Origin of the sequence: Caballeronia sp. LZ035 (assembly GCF_031451175.1) — a bacterium.
In the GTDB taxonomy this organism is placed as follows: Bacteria; Pseudomonadota; Gammaproteobacteria; order Burkholderiales; family Burkholderiaceae; genus Caballeronia.
Map to the genome: position 1 here is coordinate 3,184,102 of NZ_JARUXS010000001.1, position 22,592 is coordinate 3,206,693.

Here is a 22,592-nt window from a genome sequence, read left to right on the forward strand (position 1 = left end):
GACCGTTCGTGCGTCGATCAGCCGCGTCGTGCCGCATGCGCCTTCAGGACCGTGCCCGCCAATACCGGCAAGGCTTCCAGCCGGTTTGAACCGTGCGCGCGTCAAATAGCCCCTATAAATGAAGATTCACGCAAAACGCTATAATATTGGGCTATTGAAAGGCCATCGGCTTAGGCCAAGAGCATCGTAAAAACAATGCAGCTCCTCACGATCGGAATCAATCATCACACTGCGCCAGTCGCCCTGCGCGAACGCGTGGCGTTTCCGCTCGAACAGCTCAAGCCCGCCCTGGGCGCGCTGAAAGACATCTGGCTCGGCCCGCTCGCGAAGGTTTCGCCTGAAGCGGCCATCCTGTCCACCTGCAATCGCACCGAACTGTACTGCGCCACCGACGACGCGGCCGCCCGCGAAGCCGCCATCGAGTGGCTCTCGAAGTATCACGCCATCCCGGTTCCCGAACTCGCGCCGCACGTGTACGCGCTGCCGCAATCAGAAGCCGTGCGCCACGCCTTCCGCGTCGCGTCCGGCCTCGACTCGATGGTGCTCGGTGAAACCCAGATCGTCGGACAGATGAAGGACGCGGTGCGCACAGCGTCGGAAGCCGGCGCGCTCGGCACCTATCTGAACCAGCTGTTCCAGCGCACCTTCGCGGTTGCGAAGGAAGTGCGCACGACCACCGAAATCGGCGCGCAGTCGGTTTCCATGGCCGCCGCCGCCGTGCGCCTCGCACAGCGCATCTTCGAGAACATCTCCGGCCAGCGCGTGCTGTTCATCGGCGCGGGCGAGATGATCGAGTTGTGCGCCACCCATTTCGCCGCGCAGAATCCGCGTGAACTGGTGGTTGCGAACCGCACCGCCGAACGCGGCGAAAAGCTTGCCGGCCGCTTCAACGGCCGCGCCATTCCGCTGGCCGACCTGCCCGCGCGCATGCACGAGTTCGACATCATCGTGTCGTGTACGGCGTCGACGCTGCCCATCATCGGTCTGGGCGCGGTCGAGCGTGCGGTGCGCGCGCGCCGCCACCGGCCGATCTTCATGGTCGACCTGGCCGTGCCGCGCGACATCGAACCGGAAGTCGGCAACCTGCAGGACGTATTCCTCTACACCGTCGACGACCTCGGCGCCATCGTGCGCGAAGGCAATGCATCGCGTCAGGCGGCGGTGGCGCAGGCGGAATCGATCATCGAAACGCGGGTGCAGAATTTCATGCAGTGGCTCGATGCACGCAGCATCGTGCCGGTCATCCGCCACATGCACACACAGGCCGATGCATTGCGCCGCGCCGAAGTGGAACGCGCCCGCAAGATGCTCTCGCGCGGCGACGATCCCGCCGCCGTGCTCGAAGCGCTGTCGCAGGCGCTCACCAACAAGCTGATCCACGGTCCCACGCACGCACTCAACCGCGCGAGCAGCGAGGAACGCAGCCAGCTCATCGACCTGATGAGCGGCTTCTACCGCCACGGCGACAAGTCTGATTCGTCCGACCGTTAGCGGCTCCATCTTTGCTATTCTCCAAGGCCGCGCGCCGCTGGCGCCGGCTTCCTGATCGCAGTCATTCCCCGGCGCCCGCCGCGCCAATCCCGCACGATGAAAACGAGCATGCAAAGCAAGCTCGACCAGCTCGCCAGACGGCAGGTCGATCTCAACGAACTGTTGAGCCGTGAGGACGTCACGTCCGACATGGACCAATATCGCAAGCTCACGCGCGAGCACGCGGAAATCAGCCCGATCGTCGATCAATACGCGCTCTGGCGGCAGGCGCTGACCGACGAAGCCACGGCGCAGGAACTGCTCGCCGATCCGTCGATGCGCGATTTCGCCGAGGAAGAGATCGGCGAGGCGCGCGAACGCATGGCGACCATCGAAAGCGATCTGCAGACCATGCTGCTGCCGAAGGATCCCAACGACGAGCGCAACATCTTCATCGAAATCCGCGCGGGTGCGGGCGGCGACGAATCGGCGCTGTTCGCGGGCGACCTGTTGCGCATGTATCTGCGCTACGCGGAACGCAATCGCTGGAGTGCCGAAACGATGTCGGAAAGCGTGTCGGATCTCGGCGGCTACAAGGAAGTGATCGTGCGCATCGCCGGACAGGGCGCGTATTCGCGGCTCAAGTTCGAATCGGGCGGGCACCGCGTGCAGCGCGTGCCGGCGACCGAAACGCAAGGGCGCATCCACACCTCGGCGTGTACCGTCGCCGTGATGCCGGAAGCCGATGAAATCAGCGAAGTCGTGATCAATCCGGCCGATCTGCGCATCGATACGTTCCGCGCGTCGGGCGCGGGCGGGCAGCACATCAACAAGACCGATTCGGCCGTGCGCGTGACACACTTGCCGACCGGCATCGTCGTCGAATGTCAGGACGACCGCTCGCAGCACAAGAACAAGGATCGCGCGCTGAAGGTGCTGGCCGCGCGCATCAAGGACAAGCAGTATCACGAGCAGCACGCGAAGGAAGCCGCGACGCGTAAGAGTTTGATCGGCTCGGGCGACCGCTCGGAACGCATCCGCACCTACAACTTCCCGCAAGGGCGCATGACGGATCACCGGATCAACCTGACGCTCTACAAGCTCGAATACATCATGGACGGCGACATCGACGAGCTGATCGGCGCGCTCGTCTCCGAGCATCAGGCGGAACTGCTGGCGGCGCTCGGGGAAGCGGAGTGAGCACCGCGGCCGACGTGCTGCGTGCGTCCGGACTGCCGCCGCTTGAAGCGCGCGTGCTGTTGATGCACGTGCTCGGCTGGCGTCGGACGGAACTCATCACGCGGGATCAGGAAACGCTCGATGACGCGTCCGTCGCGCGCTTCGAGGCGCTCGTCGCGCGCCGTCTGGATGGCGAGCCCATCGCGCAGCTGGTCGGCCGGCGCGAGTTCTTCGGTCTCGACTTCGAGGTCACGCCCGCCGTGCTGATTCCCCGCCCGGAAACCGAACTGCTGGTGGAAACCGTGCTCGGCATCATCGCCGGCACGCCGAATCCCCGCGTGCTCGATCTGGGCACGGGAAGCGGCGCGATTGCGGTGTCGCTCGCTCACGCGCGGCCCGATGCGAAGGTGTGGGCCGTGGATCGCTCACCGGACGCGCTCGACGTCGCGCGCTCGAATGCCGTGCGTTTGCTCGACGCCGCGCGCGCGGGCGGTTCGGTCACGTTCGTCGCAAGCGACTGGACCTCGAACCTCGAGCCGTCGCTGCTGTTCGAGGTGATCGTCAGCAATCCGCCCTATATCGCGAGCGGCGATCCGCATCTCGAACAAGGCGACCTGCGCTTCGAACCGCGCGGCGCGCTGACCGACGAATCCGATGGTTTGTCGGCAATCCGCGAGATTGTCGAGAAAGCGCCGTTTCTGCTCGCAGCGAACGGCGCGCTGTGGCTCGAGCATGGCTACGACCAGGCCGACGCCGTGCGGCAGCTCATGCAGGCGCACGGTTTCAGTGACGTGCATTCGCTGCGCGATCTCGCCGGCATCGAGCGCTGCACGGGCGGCGTTTTCACGGCCTGAAGCGCCGGGCGCCGTCAGCTCTCAAAAGCGAAATCCGCTATCATTTCAACCATCAGTCCCCCCGACTTTCACGCGCAGGAACGCCATGGATACGCAAGAACATCTCAAGCAGATCGTTGAATCGAACCCCGTCGTGCTTTTCATGAAAGGCACGGCGCAATTCCCGATGTGCGGCTTCTCGGGTCGCGCCATCCAGGTCCTGAAGGCCTGCGGCGTCGACAAGATCACGACCGTCAACGTGCTCGAAGACGACGCCGTCCGCCAGGGCATCAAGCAGTTCTCCAACTGGCCGACCATCCCGCAGCTGTACGTGAATGGCGAGTTCATCGGCGGCTCGGACATCATGATGGAGATGTATCAATCGGGCGAATTGCAGCAGCTGTTCGCCGCCGCCTGAGTCTCACCCGCCCGCCGATGCCACCCAGCCCGCCCGCCCCGCAGCGACGCCTGATCGTCGCGATCACCGGGGCGACGGGCGCCATCTACGGCGTTCGCCTGCTCGACATGCTGCGCCGTCTGGGCGGCATCGAGACGCATCTGCTCGTCTCCAGCGCAGGCTGGCTCAATATCCAGCACGAACTCGATCTCGACCGCAACGCCGTCTACGCGCGGGCGGATGTCGTGCATAGCGTGCGCGATGTCGGCGCGAGTATTGCCTCCGGCTCTTTCGCCACGGACGGCATGGTGGTTGCGCCCTGCTCGATGCGCACGCTCGGCAGCATCGCGCACGGTCTCTCAGACAACCTCATCACCCGCGCCGCCGATGTTGTTCTCAAGGAACGACGCCGTCTCGTGCTGCTCGTGCGGGAAACGCCGTTCAACCTCGCGCATCTGCGCAACATGACGTCCGTCACAGAAATGGGCGGCGTGATCTTTCCGCCGCTGCCGGCGTTCTATCAGAAACCCGCGACGATCGACGAGATGGTGGATCACACCGTCGCGCGGGTCATCGATCTGTTTGGACTTGGGCAGGCGGTTGCGCCGGCATGGCAGGGATTGCGCGCGGCGTCTGATTAGCAACATCCGCGACATAATGCGTTGCCGCTGGGACGGTTTATTAACGGCATGAGCGGCCCTACATTGACGACATAGTCCACTGGAATCCTGCCGTCATGAGCCCGACACCCACCGTTTTCATTTCCCACGGCGCGCCGACGCTGCCGATCGATCCGTCGATGCCCTCCGCCGAGTTCGCCTCGCTGAGTGCGACGCTGCCGCGCCCGCGCGCGATCCTGATGCTGTCGGCGCACTGGGGCACCGCGCAACCGGTCGCGAGCATCGCCGAGCGGCCGGAGACAATCCACGACTTTTACGGTTTTCCGCGTGCGCTATACGAGCTGCGCTATCCGGCGCCCGGCGCGCCCGACCTCGCGAAGCACGCCGCCGCCTTGCTCGGCGCGCAGGGCATTCCGGCCGCGACGACCGAACATGGTCTCGATCACGGCGCATGGGTGCCCCTGCTGCTGATGTTCCCGGACGCCGATGTGCCGGTCGCACAACTCTCGATACAGCCGCACCTGGACGCCGCGCATCATTTCGGCATGGGCCGGGCGCTGCGCGATCTGCGCGATGAGGGCGTGATGATCGTCGGTTCCGGCCAGATCACGCACAACCTGCGCATGGCCGATTTCAGCGCGCGTCCCGAAGATGCCGACCCGCGCGTCACCGAGTTCACCGACTGGTTCGAAGACCGCATGGCGCAACGGGATATCGACGCGCTGCTCGACTATCGCGCCCGTGCGCCCCATGCGGCGCTGATGCACCCGACGGACGAACATCTGCTGCCGGTGTTCAGCGCGCTCGGCGCAGCCGCCGATGACTACACGCTCGGCATACAGTCGCTCGGAACCTTTCAGCGCGCGCTGGCGATGACGAACTACGTATTCACTGACGCGTGAATTAAAAAAACCGCCTGAGCAGCCACTCAGGCGGTTTCCTGTCTCGCTATACGACGCCGGAACGCTCAGGCGCCGACTTCGTGAACAATGTCGTCGCTGCTTTCGCGCTCGTCAAGATAGGCGGTGCGATATCCGGTGTGCACGCCCCAGTAATAAAACACCAGCGCCAGCACAGTCACCGCGGCCATATCCCAGCCGTACGGCAGCAATCCACTGCCGCCAAAATCCTTGCTCCCAATCAACGACATCACCGCCATGCACGGCAGATAAGCCACGAGCCACCACGCGGCCTTGAGATCGCGTCCCCAGCCGGCGAAGCCCGCCTTGGCCTGGAAGTAGAAATACACCGGCAGCGCGACGACCATCAGCAGAATGATTTCGCCGGTGAGCGGCCACTTCGCCCAGAACAGCACCAGCGACGCGCACACGAACGCGAACGGCGCCACCGCGCCCATCATGGGCAGCCTGAGCGGACGCTCGAGGTCGGGGGCCGCGCGGCGCAGCGCCATCAGGCTGACCGGGCCGGTGAGATACGAGATCACCGTCGCCACCGAAATCACCGCGGCCAGCGAACTCCAGCCACGGAAAAAGAACATGAAGATGAACGCGACGAACAGGTTGAACCACATCGCCGGACGCGGCACGCCGTAGAACGGATGCACATTGCCGAAGATTTTCGGCATCGTGCCGTTGCGCTCCATCGCGTAGATCATGCGTGTGGTTGTCGCCATGTAGGTCGTGCCCGTGCCGCTCGGGCTGACGAACGCGTCCACATACAGCAGGATGGCGAGCCAGTTCAGGTTGAGCGCCAGCGCCAGTTCAGCGAACGGCGACGCGAAGTTGAAATGCGCCCAGCCCTTCGCCACGTCGGCGGGATTCACCGCGCCGATATAAGCGATCTGCAGCAGCACGTAGATCACGAGCGCGAGCAGAATCGAGCCGATCACCGCGAACGGCACGCTGCGCGCCGGATTGCGCGCCTCGCCGGCGAGGTTCACCGGGCTCTGGAAACCGTTGAAGCTGAACACAATGCCGCTGGTCGCCACGGCGGTCAGTACAGCCGGCCAGCCGTAGGGCGCGAAGGTCGAGGACGTGCCGAAATTCTCCGAATGAAACCCGGCGAAGATCAGGCCCGCGATGGTCGCGCCCGGAATCAGGAACTTGAAGACCGTGATCAGCGAGTTCGCGCGTGCGAACACTTTCACACCCCAGTAGTTCAGCATGAAATAGATGATCACGAGCAGCGCCGAGAGACCGATTCCTGTCGGCGTGAGCGACTCGTTGACGAACAGCGCGTGCGCCCAGTCATACGGCCAGGTGCTCATATACTGAATGGAGGCTTCGGCTTCGATCGGAATCACCGAAACGATCGCGATCCAGTTCGCCCACGCACTGATGAAGCCCACGAGCGCGCCATGCGAATAGCGCGCGTAGCGCACCATGCCGCCGGACTCGGGGAACATGGCGCCCAGCTCGGCATACGTCAGGGCGATCGCCAGAATGACGACCGCGCCGATCACCCAGGCGGCGATCGCGGCAGGCCCGGCGATCTTGGCCGCCTTCCATGCTCCGAAGAGCCATCCCGAACCGATGATGGATCCCAGACCGGTCAACATGAGGGCCATCGGACCGATGTTTCTCTGTATCGAACTTTTCACTTCTTTTCTCCGTTGTCTCGCGCCGCGCGTGCCGCATGCGGCTTTGCCGGTTTTCGATCGGCTGCCAGGCCGCGGGTGCACCGGTTGCCAGAATCATTCCTGCCGACCCGGCACATGCGGTGCAACCCATTGAAAATGGTCGCGTAGTTTAACGGTTGCACCTTTCGAATGCAGTGCGGCAGGCGAGCAGTTTCACCTTTTTTGCCTCTTTTTCGTGCAAGGAAGCGCACGAATTCGCTGTTCGCCGCATGGTTTCGTATGGCTCGGGAAAATCCCTTCGGAGTTGTCGGATATTAATTGACCGCGAAATGGTTTCGCCGTATAAAGCTTCTTGCAGGATTTCAAGTGGCGAGTGAATTGGTTCTTTCGAGTTCGCCATCACGGTACTCCGGTTGGTCCATTGCCCCTTCCTTGATCTTTTGCGCCCCTGGGCTTCGGCCTTATTCATCATTTTTTTGGAACAAGTAACATGGAAACCGGTACCGTCAAGTGGTTCAATGACGCAAAGGGCTTTGGCTTCATCACTCCGGATGGCGGCGGCGAAGATCTGTTCGCGCACTTCTCGGAAGTTCGTGTCGAAGGCTTCAAGACACTTCAGGAAAACCAAAAGGTTACCTACGAAGTGAAGACTGGCCCGAAGGGCAAGCAAGCCGCGAACATCAAGCCGGCCTAAGTTCCGCCTGATTCGTAAAAAAACCCCGCCTGCGCGGGGTTTTTTATTTGGAGCGCGCTTTCGGGCGAAATCAGGCGAAGACGCGCTGTGCGTAGATGCCGAGGCCCTTCGCCACGCTGGCGAGACGATCGCCGAACACCGGCTGCGCAGCAGGAAACGCTGCCGCCAGTGCCTGCGACAGAAACCGCAGCCCGGTCGTGCCACCCGTGAAATACACAGCGCCCACGTCCGACTCCGCAACGCCCGCGCGCCGGATGGTCTCGCGCGCGGCGTCCACGATGCGCCGCGTTTCCTCGGCGCCCGCCTCGATCAATCGCGCTTCGTCGAACGCGACGCGCAACGCTTCTTCCACCTCTTCCATGTCGATTTCCGTCGCCCCGCCCGCGGCGACTTCGATCTTCGCCTCCTCCGCGTGCGCGGTGAGCGCGTGCCCGAGCCGGCGATCGACGACGCGCATCAGGCGGTCGTGATGGCGCACCTCCGGGTAGAGATGGCGCATCAGCTGCAACTCGCTGACACGCTTGGGCGTGTAGACGGTGTTGATCAGATGCCACGTCGAGAGATCGAAATAGATGCGGCTCGGCACTTCCCGGCCTTGCGGATCGAGCGATTGATAGCCGAGCTCGCGCAGCACGGTCGCGAGTTCGACGCGGCGGTCGAAGTCGGTGCCGGCGACATGCACGCCATGATGCGCGAGCACGTCACTCTTGCGGTCGAGCTCGCGCGCGCGCTCCGGACCGACGCGCACCAGCGAAAAGTCCGACGTACCGCCGCCGATATCCGCAACCAGCACGAGCCCTTCCTGCGTCAGACTGGCTTCGTAGTCGAAGGCGGCGGCGATCGGCTCGTACTGGAAGTGAATCTCGCGCAAGCCGACGGCGTGCGCGCAGGCCTCGAGCTGCTTCTGCGCCAGGTTGTCGGCGCGCGGATCGTCGTCGACGAAGAACACCGGGCGGCCGAGCACCGCGCGCGACAGCGGCTCGGCGGTCAACGCCTGGGCCTTCTGCTTCAGGTGCTGCAGGAACAGCGTGATGACGTCGGTGTACTTGATGGCCGAACCGTCGCCGAGATCCGTGGTGCTCTCGGCGAGCGCCGAGCCGAGAATGCTCTTCATCGAGCGCATCAGGCGGCCGTCGAAACCGTCGATGTACGCCTCCAGCGCGGCGCGTCCGTAGGCCTGGTTGTTTTCGTCGGTGTTGAAGAAGACAGCGGTGGGCAACGTGGTCGCCTCGCCTTCGACGGGCGCCAGCCGAATGGCCGGGCCGTCCGGAAGGGCGACGGCGGAATTCGACGTGCCGAAATCGATCGCGCAAAAAGTCATGATGCTGAGCCACGTCCGCCAGGACGCCGCGTTGGACATGGACGGCGTTTTTAACACGTTCCCGGGTAGGCATCAACCGCAGCCGGAGATTTTTAAACCGTTGACTTCATTCGACAAAAGCGGAATGTAACTTGCTCGTCCGAAAGCCGCTTGCGCGCTTTTTCCGCGCATATACAGCGCGCGACCGGCGACATGAGCAAAACAACGACGAGGAGAACCGTTTGAACGATCGACCGATGGAGCAACCCGCGCAACCCGGCATCATCGAAACCGATCTGCCCGGGCGCCTCGACCGCCTGCCTTGGGGACGCTTCCACACGCTGATCGTGCTCGCACTCGGCATTACCTGGCTGCTGGACGGACTCGAGGTGACGCTGGCCGGCGCCGTCGCCAGCGCGCTGAAGACGAGCCCGGCGCTGCAATTCTCGAACGCGGATGTCGGCATTGCCGGGAGTGCGTACATCGCGGGGGCGGTGCTCGGCGCACTCGGCTTCGGCTGGCTGACGGACCGGCTTGGCCGTCGCAAGCTGTTCTTCATCACGCTGTTCCTCTACGCGGCCGCGACCGCCGCCACCGCGTTCTCGTGGAATCTCGCGAGTTTTGTGCTGTTTCGCTTCCTGACGGGGGCCGGCATCGGCGGCGAGTACACCGCGATCAATTCGACGATCCAGGAATTCACGCCCGCCCGGCTGCGCGGCTGGACCGATCTGGCCATCAACGGCACGTTCTGGATCGGCGCGGGCATCGGCGCGGCGGGATCGCTGGTCCTGCTCGACCCCGGCCTGCTTCCGCCCGACTGGGGCTGGCGCGCGTGCTTCCTGATCGGCGCGGTACTCGGGCTCACGATCCTCTTCATGCGGATGTGGGTGCCGGAAAGCCCGCGCTGGCTCATCACGCACAATCGCGCGGATGAAGCGAAACAAGTGGTCGAGGAAATCGAAGCCCATTTTCGGCAGCATGGCGTGACGATTCCCGACACGCCCATCAAGCCGCTGCGCCTGCGTGCGCGCGAAGGCACGCCGCTCAGCGAGGTCGTGCATACGCTCTTCGAGATGCACCGCAGCCGTTCGCTCGTGGGTCTCACGCTGATGACCGCTCAGGCGTTCTTCTACAACGCCATCTTCTTCACCTACGCGCTGGTGCTGACGGATTTCTACCACGTGCCCGGCGATCACATCGGCTGGTACGTGCTGCCGTTCGCCGCCGGCAATTTCCTCGGGCCGGTGCTGCTCGGCAAGCTCTTCGACGTAATCGGCCGCCGCCGCATGATCGCCTTCACCTATGCGATGTCCGGCGTGCTGCTGACCATTAGCGGCTGGATGTTCATGCACGGCATGCTCAGCGTGACGACGCAGACCATCGCGTGGATGGTGATCTTCTTCTTCGCATCGGCGGCGGCGAGTTCGGCGTATCTGACGGTCAGCGAAACCTTCCCGCTGGAAATCCGCGCTCTCGCCATTGCCGTGTTCTACGCGTTTGGCACGGCGCTGGGCGGCATCATCGGACCGGCGCTGTTCGGGCATCTGATCGACACCCATGAGCGCGGCGCCGTATTCGCGGGCTATCTGATCGGCTCGGTGCTGATGATTGCGGCAGCGGTGGTCGCCGGCATCTGGGGCGTCGCGGCGGAGCGCAGGTCGCTGGAAGACGTGGCTCGTCCGCTGTCGGCGGCAGACGAGCACTGAGGCCCCGAGCGCCGGAATTCAGTCGAACGCGCGGCTCCACGCGCCTTCGTACACCGTCTCGCCGAGCGCCTTGCGCACGCGCGGCGCGGCTTCACGCTCCTGCAGCGCCTCGTCGAGCTGGCTGGCATCGCCGTGATGACCGATCGCCACCATCGCGATGATCTGCACCTCCTCGGGAATCGAGAACGCCTGGCGGAACGCATCACGGTCGAAACCGCCCATCTGATGCGCCGCCAGGCCAAGCGCGTGCGCCTGCAGAACCAGCGCCATCGCGGCCGCGCCCGTGTCGTAGGCGGCCGTGCGGTTCGGTTCGCCCTTCGGCGTGAGCGTTGCGGCCGTCACGCAGACGAGCACCGGCACGTTGCCGTTCCACTTCTGGTTGCCGGGCATCAGCGTGTCGAACGCACGCTGGAACGCGGCTTCGTCGCGATGACGGTCGAACGCGATCAGACGCCACGGCTGCTGATTGCTCGACGAAGGCGCCCAGCGCGCCGCTTCGAACAGCTGATGCAGTTGCGCGCGCTCGACCGGCTCCGTGGAATAGGCGCGCGGACTCCAGCGGCCGGCGATCAGTTCGTGGATGTCGATATCGGTCGGAGCGGGTTTTGCGTTCATGATTGGAATCCTTGACGGTTTGGAAAAGCAGGCAGGCCGTCAAGGATAGCAAGCCCGCCTCGGCCGCTTCATTTCACCATTTCAGGTTGCTGCCACGCCCACCGCCCGTCCCGCGCGATTGATGCGCAACACGATCACCGCCGCGACGAGGCACAGCCCGCCTGAAATCATCGTAGCGACCGTATAGCTGCCGAGACTCGACCGCAGCATGCCGGCGCCGAGCGCCGCGAATGCCGCGCCAAGCTGATGTCCCGCCACGACCCAGCCGAACACGATCGGCGCGGCGTCCTTGCCGTAGACATCGGTGGCGAGGCGCACGGTTGGCGGCACGGTCGCGATCCAGTCGAGACCGTAGAACACGGCGAACAGCGGCAAACCGAAGAAGTCGATGCCGAACGCATACGGCAGATAGATCAGCGACAGTCCGCGCAGCCCGTAATACCAGAACAGCAGCACGCGCGCATTGAAGCGGTCGGAGAGCCAGCCGGAGAGCGTCGTGCCGAACAGGTCGAAGATGCCCATCGCCGCGAGCAGGCTGGCGCCCTGCACCGGCGTCATGCCGTAATCCGAGCACATGGCAATCAGATGCGTGCCGACATAGCCGTTCGTGCTCGCGCCGCAGACGAAGAAGCTGAAGAACAGCAGCCAGAAATCGCGCGTCTTGCTGGCCATGCCGAGCGTGCTGAACGCGACCTTGATCGGATTCTTCGGGGCCGGGACGGCGGCCGGCGGCAGATCGGCCTTCTCGCCGACCGGACGCAGCGACAGATCCGCCGGCCGTTCGGGCAGCAGCCACGCGACGAACGGCAGCACGATTACCGCCGCGCCCGCGACGACGAACACCACAGGACGCCAGCCGTAGTGCTCGACAATCGACGCGAGGATCGGCAGGAACACGAGCTGGCCGGTGGCCGAGCTGGCAGTGAGAATGCCCATCGCCAGGCCGCGATGCGTGGTGAACCAGCGGTTGACGATGGTCGCCGAGAGCGTCAGCGCCGCGACGCCCGTCGCGCTGCCGACCATCACGCCCCAGACCAGCACCATCTGCCAGGGCGCGGTCATCATCGATGACAGCGCGACGCCCGCCGCCAGCGTGGTCAGCGCCGTCAGCACCGTGCGACGCACGCCGAAGCGCTGCATCGCCGCTGCCGCGAACGGCCCGGCGAGGCCGTACAGCGCCAGATTGATCGAGATCGCCAGCGAAATCGTGCCGCGCGACCAGCCAAACTGCTTTTCGAGCGGCAGCATCATGACGCTCGGTGTCGCTCGCGTGCCCGCCGCGGCGAGCAGCACGAAGAACACCACGCCCACCGCAATCCATCCGTAATGCATCCGGCCGTTCAGCCGCCTCGCTACCCAATTCATCGCCGTTCCGCTCCGTGGTTCCGTTTATCCTTGCCCCGGACGACATCACTCGTTACCGGTCTGTCACATCAGAGTTGCGAGCTTAGTGACCGATCTGTAACATGTCAAGCATGCAGTGTGCATGACGAGGAAGCGACTTTGACACGAACATCCGCGGATCAACCCAAAGGCCCTGCCCGCCGCAGTGTCCGCACTGACGGCGCGACCGCGCAGGAACAGTTGCTGGATGCTGCGCAGGCGCTGTTTTATCGCGACGGCATTCGCGCCATCGGCGTCGATGCGGTGGTGGAGCGCGCGGGCGTCAACAAGATGAGCCTGTACCGGCGCTTTGCATCGAAGGACGAGTTGGTGGTGGCCTATCTCGACCGCATGGACGAGCGCTTTCGGGGACGCTTCGAAGCCAGCATCGAAAAACATCCGGGGGAGCCTGTCAAACAGCTGATCCAGGCATTCGACGACCTGGTGAAGCGCGCGTCCGCACCCGATTATCGAGGCTGCCCGTTCCTGAACGTCGCGTGCGAATTCGGCGATCCGGAATATGCGGCGCGCGAGCCGGTCGAACGCAATAAAAAATATCTGATGAACCGGCTCATCGAAATCTCGACGGCGGCAGGCGCCGCCCAGCCGCATGAACTCGCCGATTCCCTCGCGCTGCTGGTCGAAGGCGTCTATGCGAGCAGCCAGACTTACGGCCCGGGCTCCGGCCCGCTGGTCGCGGCGGCGCGCATCGCGCGCATGCTGATCGACGCGGCCTGCAAGGCCCAACCCGGACAGGAAAACGCATGAAGCCAGGCGGTTCCCACGAAGACGTCATCGCGGCAACGCAGCACTGGCTCACGCGCGCGGTGATCGGACTGAATCTGTGTCCGTTCGCGAAGAGCGTGCATGTCAAGGAACAGATCCGCTATGTGGTGAGCGACGCGCGCGCGGTGGACGATCTGGTGGTCGAACTGGCGGACGAGCTTCGCTTGCTGAAGGAGACGGACCCGGATCTCATCGACACGACGCTGTTCATCACACCGCACGCCTTCGCCGATTTCGCCGAGTACAACGACGCCCTGTTCTTTGCCGACCGTCTGCTCGGCGACATGGGCCTCGCGGGCGACGTGCAGATAGCGAGTTTCCATCCGCACTATCAGTTCGAAGGCAGCGAACCGGACGATATCGACAACTACACGAACCGCGCGCCCTATCCGATCTTTCACCTGTTGCGCGAGGCGAGCATCGACCGCGCGGTGGCGGCGTTTCCCGATGCCTCGGATATCTACGAGCGCAACATCGACACGCTGCGCCGCCTCGGCCCCGACGGCTTCAACGCGTGGATGAACGATAAAAGCTGATCAATGCGCGGGCGCGAAGAAACGCTCGCGCAACTCATCCAGTCCCAGCGTCTCCAGCACCTCCGACAGCCGTTGCGCCGGCCGCCCGCGCGGCAAATCCTTGAATTGCGCAATGATCAACTCGTTCTTCATCGAGTGCTCCCAGCCGACGAGCTCCGTCACGCTCACCTGATAACCGTGCGATTCGAGTTGCAGGCAGCGCAGCACGTTGGTGATCTGGCTCCCGAATTCGCGCGTATGCAGCGGATGCCGCCACATTTCCGTCAGCACGTTCTTCGAGAGCGAGTGTCCCTTGTTCTTGCGCAGCACCGAAGCCACTTCCGCCTGACAGCACGGCACGACGACGATGTACTTCGCCTTCTTTTGCAGAGCGAACTGGATGGCGTCGTCAGTGGCGGTATTGCACGCGTGCAGCGCAGTGACGATATCGACCGAATCCGGCAGACGGTCGGAATGCATTGATTCGGCCACCGACAGATTCAGAAACGACATCCCGGTAAACCCGAGTCGTGCCGCCAATTCCTCTGACTTTTTCACCAACTCTTCGCGCGTCTCGATTCCAAAGATGTGTGACCGATCGCGCAGAGACTTGAAGAAGAGATCGTAGAGAATGAACCCAAGATAAGACTTGCCTGCGCCGTGATCCACGAGCGATACCGCTCCCTGGCGCGCATGCACGTCGGCGAGCAGCGGTTCGATGAACTGATAGAGGTGGTAGACCTGCTTCAGTTTGCGGCGGCTGTCCTGATTCATCTTGCCGTCGCGCGTGAGGATATGGAGTTCCTTCAGCAGTTCGATCGACTGCCCGGGGCGAATCTCGTGTTTGGCGGAGGGTTCGGGGCTCTCCGATACCGGCGCGGGGGACTTCCTGGTCATCGTGAAGGTCTGTCGAAAAAATAAGGCGAAGCGTGTTTGCGCTGAATGTGCGCTAACCGCTGGTACTCACGCCTGAAAAGGGGAAGTTTACCCAAAAGCGCAAAGACGCTCTGTGTTCCGGCCATCGGTTCATCGGCCAGTGCGTGTGGCAAAACGCATGGAACAGATTGTGCATCGTCCCGACAATGAGGCCATTGGAAGAGACGACACAGCGCGGCGCCGCGTCGCGTACCGACGCAGCACGCAGGAGCAGCAAGCTGGCAGGCCGCGCTTCGACACGCACCGCGATGTCACCGCACCCGGCTTTGTTACGTAACACCTAACGCACAGCGCGGCGATGCGACTCGCCGGCGCCACGAACATGAGAGGACGGCGATGGACGCGATCCCCGACAAGAAAGCAGAGAAGCAGTTTCAGGACATGCTCGCAGCACTGACGGCCATGCCCGCGTGGAGCGAGAAGCAGCAGCTCGAACTCGAGATGGCCCGAGAGATTTCCGTGGAGATGTTGCGTCTTGCAGAATCCATGCGCGACGGCTCCACTGATATCGAAAGCTGTCTGACCATGCTGAAGTTCGCCAAGGTCATGGACTTCGTCCTGACGACGCTGGCATCGCGCCGCGAAATCGCGCCGCAGACGCTACGCGTGATCTTCAAGCTGGCTGGCCTGAAAGTCGATGAAGCCTATCCGGGCTGAACGGCGGGCCGAACACCCCGGCTCGTCGAACCCGGTGCGCGTGGCACACCCGCACCGGAGTCAGCCTTTGCGTCTCGTCATCAGCCGCGCCGCCGACTGACGCATATGCCGCTGCATCGCGGCTTGCGCCTGGACGGCGTCGCGCGCTTCGAGCGCTTCCAGAATCTCCCGATGCTCGCCCAGCGCGGCAAGCCACGTCTCTTCCCCTTCGAAGTGTCCACGCAAGGTCGATGACAGCGGGCTATGCCGTTCGTCATACAGACTGCCGACCGTGCGCACCAGCACATCGTTGCCCGCCATCTGTGCGATCGCGATGTGGAACGCGCGATCGGCGGCCATGGGCACCTGGCCGTTCGCGACTTCGCGCGCCATCGATTCGTACAGCGTGCGCAGCGCCTTCAACGCCTTCGGCTTGACGAACGGCGCGACGCTCGCGGCAATCGCGCCCTCGATCACGCTGCGCGCGTTCATGATCTCTATCGGGCTTTCGCCTAACTCCGTCTCGGTGGCCGGAGGCTTGGCGACCGGCGCGGCGACGATATACACACCCGAGCCCATGCGGATCTCGACACGCCCTTCCAGTTCGAGTGCGACCAGCGCCTCGCGCACCGATGGCCGCGATACGCCGAGCCGCTGCGCGAGTTCGCGCTCGGACGGCAGGCGCCCATTTGGCGCGAAATCCTGCTGCTCGATCAACCCGCGCAGCTTGTCGGCGATCTGGAGATAAAGGCGGCGCGTCTCGGGAGGTTTCACGCTCACGTGCTGGGCTCCTGCTTTCGGGTCGGGGAAAACGTGGATTGTAATCAGCCGGAGGGGACGCGCACCGCAAAACCGCGTTCACCCTAGATCCGGCCGCTTTCAAGTGGCTTGACCAATTCTATTTCCAGCCACTAGTATGCAATCCGGTAAGGCCAGGTTGGCCACTTTTTTTCAGGCAATCTGGAACCGTTCCCAAATCGATAAACGACCGACGAGGCGCTCGCGCCGACGGTTCGAACGGCCCCGCATACTCATGAGCCATCCCATTCTCCAGTTCGGCACGAGCCGGTTCTTGCAGGCGCACGTGGATTTCTTCGTCGCCGAGGCGGCGCGGCGCGATCCGGCTAAAGCGCTCGGCAAGATCACCGTCGTGCAGACGACCTCCAGCGCCGACAGCCGTGCCCGCATCGAGGCGCTGAAAAGCACGGGCCGCTACCCGGTGCGCATTCGCGGCCGCCGGCGGGACGAGACGATCGACGAAACCTTCGAGTGCGATGCCATCGGCGAAGCGCTGCATGCCGACGAAGACTGGCCGCTGCTCAAAGCACGCATCGAGCGTGATGTGAAGGTCATCGTGTCGAACACGGCGGATGCCGGCTATGCCCTCTTCGAAGAGGACACGCGCGACCTGCTCGACAGCCCGCGCACGCCGCGCGGTTTCGCGGCGAAGCTCGCGGTGTTGCTGCACGCGCGCTTTGCCGCCGGGGCTGCGCCGATCACGCTGCTGCCCTGCGAGCTGGTGTCCCGCAACGGCGACACGTTGCGCGATCTGGTGGTCGGCGTGGCGCGCGGCTGGGACCTGGATGCGGCCTTCATCGACTATCTGACGAACGAGTGCGTGTGGGTGAATTCGCTCGTCGACCGCATCGTGTCGGAGCCGATCCAGCCGGTGGGCGCGATCGCCGAACCCTACGCGCTGTGGGCCATCGAGCGGCGGGCGGGCATGGTGCTGCCGTGCGAGCACGAAGACATCGTGATCACCGACGACCTCGCCCACTACGAACGCCTCAAGCTCTTCCTGCTGAATCTCGGCCACACGATGCTCGCGCAAATCTGGCGCACGCGTGACGCCGCTGCCGACATGACGGTGCTCGACGCGATGCGCGACGCCGCCTTCCGCGATCCGCTTGAAGCCACCTGGCGCGATGAAGTGCTGCCGGTTTTCGCGGCGCTCGGTCAACGCGACGTCGCCAAGGACTATGTAGCGAGCGTGCGCGACCGTTTCGAGAACCCGTTCCTGGATCACCGGCTTGCGGACATCGCGCGGAATCACGACGAGAAGAAGCATCGCCGCTTCCAGCCCGTGATCGATCTGGCGCGCGAACTCAAGCTCGATCTGGCGCAGCCGCATCTGCGCGACGCCCTCGAATCCGCCTGAATCCGCCTGAAGAGCGGAACCCCTGTTTTCGAATCACGACGCGCCGCGACGGCATTGCGGCGGCGTCATCAAACATCAAAAGTGCCGCCCCATCACGGAGGAGACAAGTAATGCGCAAAATGCGTTGGGTAGTGATTTTTCTCGCCTTTCTGGCCATCGCGATCAATTACATCGATCGCGCCAATCTCGCCGTCGCGGCGCCGCAGATCGAGAAGGCGCTTAATATCGGGCCCGCGGAAATGGGCTTCATCCTGAGCGGCTTCTTCTGGAGCTACGCGCTGATGCAGATGCCCTTCGGCTGGTTCGTCGATCGCGTCGGCGCCCGCATCGCGCTGCCGCTCGCAGTCGGCTGGTGGTCGGTCTTCACGGCCATGACGGCCGTCGCGACGAGCGTCGCCGGCATGTTCGGCTGCCGCCTGATGCTGGGCATCGGCGAAGCGGGCGCGTATCCGTCGTGCGCCAAGCTCGTGTCGCAATGGTTCAGGAAGGAACAGCGCGCGTTCGCCACCAGCATCTTCGACAGCGGTTCGCGCGTCGGCTCCGCGCTGTCCATTCCGGTCGTCGCGCTGATCATCAGCACGTTCGGCTGGGAAGCGTCGTTTGTCATTACCGGCGTGATCGGTTTCGCGTGGATTCTTGGCTGGTTCGTGATCTACCGGAACAAGTCGCTGGGCGACCTGACCGGTGAAACCGACGTCGCGCCGGTACCGGTCGCGCCGCGCAACAAGGTGTCGTGGGCATCGCTGTTCAAGTACCGCACGCTGTGGGGCATGATGCTGGGCTTCTTCTGCCTGAACTTCGTGATCTACTTCTTCATCACCTGGTTCCCGAGCTATCTCGTCCAGGCGCACGGCTTCTCGCTCAAGTCGCTCGGCACGCTCGGCACCATTCCGGCGTTGATGTCGATTCCGGGCGGCTGGTTCGGCGGCTGGGTGTCCGACGCGTTGTTCAAGCGCGGCTGGAGCCTCACTGCCGCACGCAAGACCTGCATGGTCGGCGGCATGCTGCTGTCCTCGGTCATCACGCTCTGTGCGTTCGTCGAGAACATCTACCTGATGCTCGCGTTCTTCGGCATCGCCTACGCCAGCCTCGCGTTCGCCGCGGCCAGCATCTGGTCGCTGCCGAGCGACGTCGCGCCGACGCCGGATCATGTGGCATCCATCGGCGGCATCCAGAATTTCGCGTCGAATCTGGCGGGCATCGTCATCACGACCTTCACCGGCGTGATGCTCGCCATCACCAAGGGCTCGTTCGTGATTCCGCTGTGTGTTGCGGGCGGCTTCTGCTTCCTGGGCGCATTCAGCTATCTTGTGATTGTCGGCAAGATCGAACCGCTCAATCGCGCCGACGAAGAACAAGCGCGGCCCGATAGCCACGCACCCTCCACGGTCTGAGAACACAAAACATGTCCACCCCACTCAACGATCATGCCGTCATCCGGCTGCATCCGAAAGACGATGTCGTGATCGCGACGCGTCAGCTGGTTTCGGGTGCGCGCATCGCGTCCGAGGATCTCGTCGTCGCCGGGCTGATTCCGCCGGGGCACAAGATTGCCACGCGCGACATTGCCGCCGGTGAGCCCGTCAAGCGCTACAACCAGATCATCGGCGTGGCGCGCGAGGCGATTGCACGCGGCCAGCACGTCCACACCCAAAACCTGTCGATGGCCGATTTCACGCGCGAGCACGAATTCGGCGTCGATCTCCATCCGACGCCGTTCGTCGACGCCCCCGCCACGTTCATGGGCATCCGCCGCGACGACGGCCGGGTGGCGACGCGCAATTTCGTCGGCGTGCTGACGAGCGTGAATTGTTCGGCGACGGTCGCGCGGGCCATCGCGGATCATTTCCGGCGCGACGTTCATCCGGAAGCGCTGGCGGATTATCCGAACGTGGACGGCGTGATCGCGCTGACGCACGGGCTGGGATGCGGCATCGACATGCAGGGCGACGGGCTCGGCATCCTGCGCCGCACGCTTGCGGGTTACGCGGTGCATCCGAATTTCTATTCGGTGTTGTTCGTCGGTTTGGGGTGTGAGACGAACCAGATTTCGGGCGTGCTCGAATCGAGCGGGCTCAAGGACGGCGCAAAGCTGCGCAGCTTCACCATTCAGGACAGCGGCGGCACGCGGAAGACGATCGAGCGCGGCATTGCGATGGTGAAGGACATGCTCGCGGAAGCGAATCGCGTCACGCGCGAGCCGGTTCCGGCGGCGCATTTGATCGTTGGCCTGCAGTGCGGCGGGTCGGACGGCTATTCGGGCATTTCGGCGAATCCGGCGCTGGGTGCGGCGGTGGACAAACTCGTCGCGCACGGCGGCACCGCGATTCTCTCGGAGACGCCGGAAGTGTATGGCGCCGAGCACCTGTTGACGCGGCGTGCCGTCACGCGCGAGGTCGGCGAGAAGCTGCTCGCGCGCATCAAATGGTGGGAAGAATACTGCGCTCGTAACGGCGCGGCGATGGACAACAATCCTTCGGCGGGCAACAAGGTCGGCGGCTTGACGACCATTCTCGAAAAATCGCTGGGTGCAGTCGCGAAGGGCGGCACGACGAATCTCGTCGAGGTCTACGAATATGCGCAGCGGATTGACGCGAAGGGCTTCGTGTTCATGGATTCGCCGGGCTACGATCCGATGTCGGCCACGGGACAGGTTGCGTCCGGCGCGAATCTGATCTGTTTCACCACCGGGCGCGGTTCCGCCTACGGCTGCGCACCCTCGCCCTCGCTCAAGCTTGCGACCAATACCGCGCTGTGGGAGCGGCAGGAAGAGGACATGGACATCAACTGCGGCGGCGTGATCGACGGGAGCGCGACCATCGATCAACTCGGCGAACAGATTTTCCAGATGATGCTCGACTGCGCGTCAGGCGTGGCGTCGAAGAGCGAGCTCCACGGGTATGGGCAGAGCGAGTTCGTGCCCTGGCAGGTGGGTGTGGTGACGTGATCTGGGAAAAAGCGCATCTGCTTTCGCGATGCGCTTTTTTTATGCAGTTGCGGCGTGTTCCGCCATCATCTTCAGCGCGACCGCTTGAGCCACTTCGATTCCATCGATCGCCGCCGAATAGATACCGCCTGCGTATCCCGCGCCCTCTCCCGCCGGGTACAGCCCCTCGACATTGACACTCTGATAGTCATCCTTCCGACGAAGCCGCAACGGCGACGACGTGCGCGTCTCGACGCCCGTCAGCACGGCATCGTGCATGGCGAAACCTTTGATCTTCTTGTCGAGTTCGGGCAAGGCTTCGCGGATCGCTTCGATCACGTAGTCGGGAAGCGCGGTGCTCAGGTCGGTCGGCTTCACGCCGGGCTTGTAGGACGGCGTCACCGAACCGAGCGACGTGGAAGGCCGCCCCGCGATGAAGTCGCCCACCAGTTGACCTGGCGCGCTGTAATCGCGGCCGCCCAGTTCGAAGGCGCGCTCTTCCCACTTGCGCTGAAAGTCGATGCCGGCGAGCGGTCCGCCCGGATAGTCATCCGGCGTAATGCCGACGACGATGCCCGCATTGGCGTTGCGTTCAGCGCGCGAGTATTGGCTCATGCCGTTGGTCACGACGCGGCCCGGCTCTGAAGTCGCCGCGACCACCGTTCCGCCCGGGCACATGCAGAAGCTGTAGACCGCGCGGCCGTTGCTCGCGTGATGAACGACTTTGTAGTCGGCGGCGCCCAGCTTCTCGTGACCGGCGAACTTGCCGAAGCGACTGCGATCGATCACCCCTTGTGGATGCTCGATGCGGAACCCGAGTGAAAACGGCTTCGCTTCCATGTAGACGCCGCGGTCGTGCAGCATCTGGAAGGTGTCGCGCGCGCTGTGGCCGATCGCGAGCACGACATGATCGCATCGCAGCGTCTCGCCGGACGAAAGACGCAGGGCCCGCACTTTGCCCTCTTCGATCTCGATGTCTTCGACGCGCTGCTGGAACCGGACTTCTCCGCCCAGTTGATGAATCTCCGCGCGCATTTTTTCGACCATGCTCACGAGCCTGAACGTACCGATATGCGGCCGGGCCAGATACAGGATGTCTTCAGGCGCACCGGCTTTGACGAATTCGTCGAGCACCTTGCGGCCGTAGTGCTTCGGATCCTTGATCTGACTATAGAGCTTGCCGTCGGAAAACGTGCCGGCCCCGCCCTCACCGAATTGCACATTCGACTCGGGATTGAGCTCGTTGCGGCGCCACAGCCCCCACGTGTCCTTGGTTCGCTCACGAACCGCTTTTCCACGCTCGAGAATGATTGGACGAAAACCCATTTGTGCGAGGATCAAGCCGGCAAAAAGACCGCACGGACCCATGCCGATCACGACGGGGCGAAGCTGCGTCGACGCCACCGGGGCCTTCGCCACGAAGCGGTAGGCCATGTCCGGCGTGGGAGCGCAGTGCGGGAGCGGCTGCGATTCGAGACGTTTCAGGACGGGCGTTTCGTCCTGCAATTCGACATCGATGATGTAGGTGAGCTTGATGTCCGCACGCTTGCGTGCGTCGTGCGCCCGACGATACACGTGGAAATGCACGAGCTCTTTGGCCGCTACGCCAATCTCTTCGAGACGAGCGATGACCGCAGCTTCGATCGCGGACTCGGGATGATCGAGCGGGAGCTTGATTTCGCTTAGACGTAGCATGGGAACTCGGTAGGCGATTGCCTTGACAGATACAAAAGAGAAATTCTAGCGCGCGGGCGGTTTTGATCTGCGCGTTATCGTTGAACCGTTTTTGATTGAGGTCCCAGCCGACGCTGGCTGGGGCGCCGAAACGCAAAAACCCCACCTTTGCGGGGTGGGGTTTTTGTTTGCGGCATGAGGAGCCTGACGATTACCTACTTTCAC

At 63.6% G+C, this 22,592-nt stretch carries 22 protein-coding genes; 15 read left to right on the forward strand and 7 right to left on the reverse strand.

Features of this window, described 5'->3' with window-relative positions:
* Positions 1–195: 195 nt before the first annotated feature.
* The 6 genes from hemA to QCE88_RS14915 all read left to right on the forward strand — a co-directional run bounded on the left by hemA (position 196) and on the right by QCE88_RS14915 (position 5,401).
* Entirely contained in the window at positions 196–1,491 is a 1,296-nt protein-coding gene (gene hemA, locus QCE88_RS14890; protein ID WP_309903096.1) for a glutamyl-tRNA reductase, read from the forward strand.
* Between the two features lie 96 nt (positions 1,492–1,587).
* A complete protein-coding gene (prfA, locus tag QCE88_RS14895; RefSeq protein WP_309903098.1) occupies positions 1,588–2,670 on the forward strand; it encodes a peptide chain release factor 1 in 1,083 nt (360 codons plus the stop codon).
* A complete protein-coding gene (gene prmC / locus QCE88_RS14900) occupies positions 2,667–3,503 on the forward strand; it encodes a peptide chain release factor N(5)-glutamine methyltransferase (RefSeq protein ID WP_309903100.1) in 837 nt (278 codons plus the stop codon). Before prfA ends, prmC begins: the two co-directional genes overlap by 4 nt.
* 85 nt (positions 3,504–3,588) lie before the next feature.
* Positions 3,589–3,900 carry a Grx4 family monothiol glutaredoxin gene (grxD, locus tag QCE88_RS14905; protein ID WP_309903103.1) on the forward strand — a complete coding sequence of 104 codons (312 nt, stop codon included), beginning with the start codon at positions 3,589–3,591 and terminating at the stop codon, positions 3,898–3,900.
* A gap of 17 nt (positions 3,901–3,917) precedes the next feature.
* Positions 3,918–4,520, forward strand: coding sequence for a UbiX family flavin prenyltransferase (locus QCE88_RS14910; protein ID WP_309903105.1), 603 nt, complete (start codon positions 3,918–3,920; stop codon positions 4,518–4,520).
* Positions 4,521–4,615: 95 nt separating this feature from the next.
* Positions 4,616–5,401, forward strand: coding sequence for a class III extradiol ring-cleavage dioxygenase (locus QCE88_RS14915; protein ID WP_309903107.1), 786 nt, complete (start codon positions 4,616–4,618; stop codon positions 5,399–5,401).
* Positions 5,402–5,466: 65 nt separating this feature from the next.
* On the opposite strand, the gene QCE88_RS14920 is transcribed toward QCE88_RS14915, so the two are convergent.
* Positions 5,467–7,059 carry an APC family permease gene (locus QCE88_RS14920; protein ID WP_309903109.1) on the reverse strand — a complete coding sequence of 531 codons (1,593 nt, stop codon included), beginning with the start codon at positions 7,057–7,059 and terminating at the stop codon, positions 5,467–5,469.
* A gap of 469 nt (positions 7,060–7,528) precedes the next feature.
* On the opposite strand from QCE88_RS14920, the gene QCE88_RS14925 reads away from it, so the two are divergent.
* On the forward strand, positions 7,529–7,732 hold the full coding sequence (locus tag QCE88_RS14925) for a cold-shock protein (protein ID WP_309810134.1): 204 nt from the start codon (positions 7,529–7,531) through the stop codon (positions 7,730–7,732).
* A 70-nt stretch (positions 7,733–7,802) separates the two neighbouring features.
* On the opposite strand, the gene QCE88_RS14930 is transcribed toward QCE88_RS14925, so the two are convergent.
* Positions 7,803–9,053: an Hsp70 family protein gene (locus QCE88_RS14930; protein ID WP_309903111.1), complete on the reverse strand. Its 1,251-nt coding sequence runs from the start codon at positions 9,051–9,053 to the stop codon at positions 7,803–7,805.
* On the opposite strand from QCE88_RS14930, the gene QCE88_RS14935 reads away from it, so the two are divergent.
* On the forward strand, positions 8,944–9,183 hold the full coding sequence (locus QCE88_RS14935; protein ID WP_309903615.1) for a hypothetical protein: 240 nt from the start codon (positions 8,944–8,946) through the stop codon (positions 9,181–9,183). The genes QCE88_RS14930 and QCE88_RS14935 overlap by 110 nt on opposite strands.
* Positions 9,184–9,289: 106 nt before the next feature.
* Positions 9,290–10,738: an MFS transporter gene (locus tag QCE88_RS14940; protein ID WP_309903605.1), complete on the forward strand. Its 1,449-nt coding sequence runs from the start codon at positions 9,290–9,292 to the stop codon at positions 10,736–10,738.
* Positions 10,739–10,756: 18 nt separating this feature from the next.
* On the opposite strand, the gene QCE88_RS14945 is transcribed toward QCE88_RS14940, so the two are convergent.
* Positions 10,757–11,353: a nitroreductase family protein gene (locus tag QCE88_RS14945; RefSeq protein WP_309903113.1), complete on the reverse strand. Its 597-nt coding sequence runs from the start codon at positions 11,351–11,353 to the stop codon at positions 10,757–10,759.
* An 81-nt stretch (positions 11,354–11,434) separates the two neighbouring features.
* On the reverse strand, positions 11,435–12,718 hold the full coding sequence (locus QCE88_RS14950; RefSeq protein WP_309903115.1) for an MFS transporter: 1,284 nt from the start codon (positions 12,716–12,718) through the stop codon (positions 11,435–11,437).
* 138 nt (positions 12,719–12,856) lie between these two features.
* On the opposite strand from QCE88_RS14950, the gene QCE88_RS14955 reads away from it, so the two are divergent.
* Both QCE88_RS14955 and QCE88_RS14960 read left to right on the forward strand, forming a co-directional pair.
* Positions 12,857–13,504, forward strand: a complete 648-nt coding sequence (locus tag QCE88_RS14955; protein WP_309903117.1) for a TetR/AcrR family transcriptional regulator — start codon at positions 12,857–12,859, stop codon at positions 13,502–13,504.
* The gene (locus QCE88_RS14960; protein WP_309903119.1) at positions 13,501–14,058 is read left to right on the forward strand and encodes a DUF1415 domain-containing protein; all 558 of its coding nucleotides are present in this window, start codon (positions 13,501–13,503) and stop codon (positions 14,056–14,058) included. Before QCE88_RS14955 ends, QCE88_RS14960 begins: the two co-directional genes overlap by 4 nt.
* Here the strand turns inward: QCE88_RS14960 and QCE88_RS14965 are convergent, their stop codons facing one another.
* Positions 14,059–14,934, reverse strand: coding sequence for an SAM-dependent methyltransferase (locus QCE88_RS14965; protein ID WP_309903121.1), 876 nt, complete (start codon positions 14,932–14,934; stop codon positions 14,059–14,061). It abuts the gene before it with no gap.
* Positions 14,935–15,309: 375 nt separating this feature from the next.
* Here QCE88_RS14965 and QCE88_RS14970 point away from each other — a divergent pair, with 375 nt between their 5' ends.
* On the forward strand, positions 15,310–15,630 hold the full coding sequence (locus QCE88_RS14970) for a DNA-binding protein (RefSeq protein WP_309833498.1): 321 nt from the start codon (positions 15,310–15,312) through the stop codon (positions 15,628–15,630).
* Positions 15,631–15,690: 60 nt separating this feature from the next.
* Here QCE88_RS14970 and QCE88_RS14975 read toward each other — a convergent pair whose 3' ends face one another.
* A complete protein-coding gene (locus QCE88_RS14975) occupies positions 15,691–16,389 on the reverse strand; it encodes a FadR/GntR family transcriptional regulator (protein WP_309903123.1) in 699 nt (232 codons plus the stop codon).
* Positions 16,390–16,642: 253 nt separating this feature from the next.
* On the opposite strand from QCE88_RS14975, the gene QCE88_RS14980 reads away from it, so the two are divergent.
* From QCE88_RS14980 to QCE88_RS14990, 3 genes are all read left to right on the forward strand, one after another.
* Positions 16,643–17,767 carry a mannitol dehydrogenase family protein gene (locus QCE88_RS14980; protein ID WP_309903125.1) on the forward strand — a complete coding sequence of 375 codons (1,125 nt, stop codon included), beginning with the start codon at positions 16,643–16,645 and terminating at the stop codon, positions 17,765–17,767.
* Positions 17,768–17,877: 110 nt separating this feature from the next.
* Positions 17,878–19,161: an MFS transporter gene (locus tag QCE88_RS14985; RefSeq protein ID WP_309903126.1), complete on the forward strand. Its 1,284-nt coding sequence runs from the start codon at positions 17,878–17,880 to the stop codon at positions 19,159–19,161.
* Positions 19,162–19,172: 11 nt separating this feature from the next.
* Positions 19,173–20,714 carry an altronate dehydratase family protein gene (locus QCE88_RS14990; RefSeq protein WP_309903128.1) on the forward strand — a complete coding sequence of 514 codons (1,542 nt, stop codon included), beginning with the start codon at positions 19,173–19,175 and terminating at the stop codon, positions 20,712–20,714.
* Between the two features lie 39 nt (positions 20,715–20,753).
* On the opposite strand, the gene QCE88_RS14995 is transcribed toward QCE88_RS14990, so the two are convergent.
* Positions 20,754–22,388, reverse strand: a complete 1,635-nt coding sequence (locus tag QCE88_RS14995) for an NAD(P)/FAD-dependent oxidoreductase (RefSeq protein ID WP_309903130.1) — start codon at positions 22,386–22,388, stop codon at positions 20,754–20,756.
* Positions 22,389–22,592: the final 204 nt, after the last annotated feature.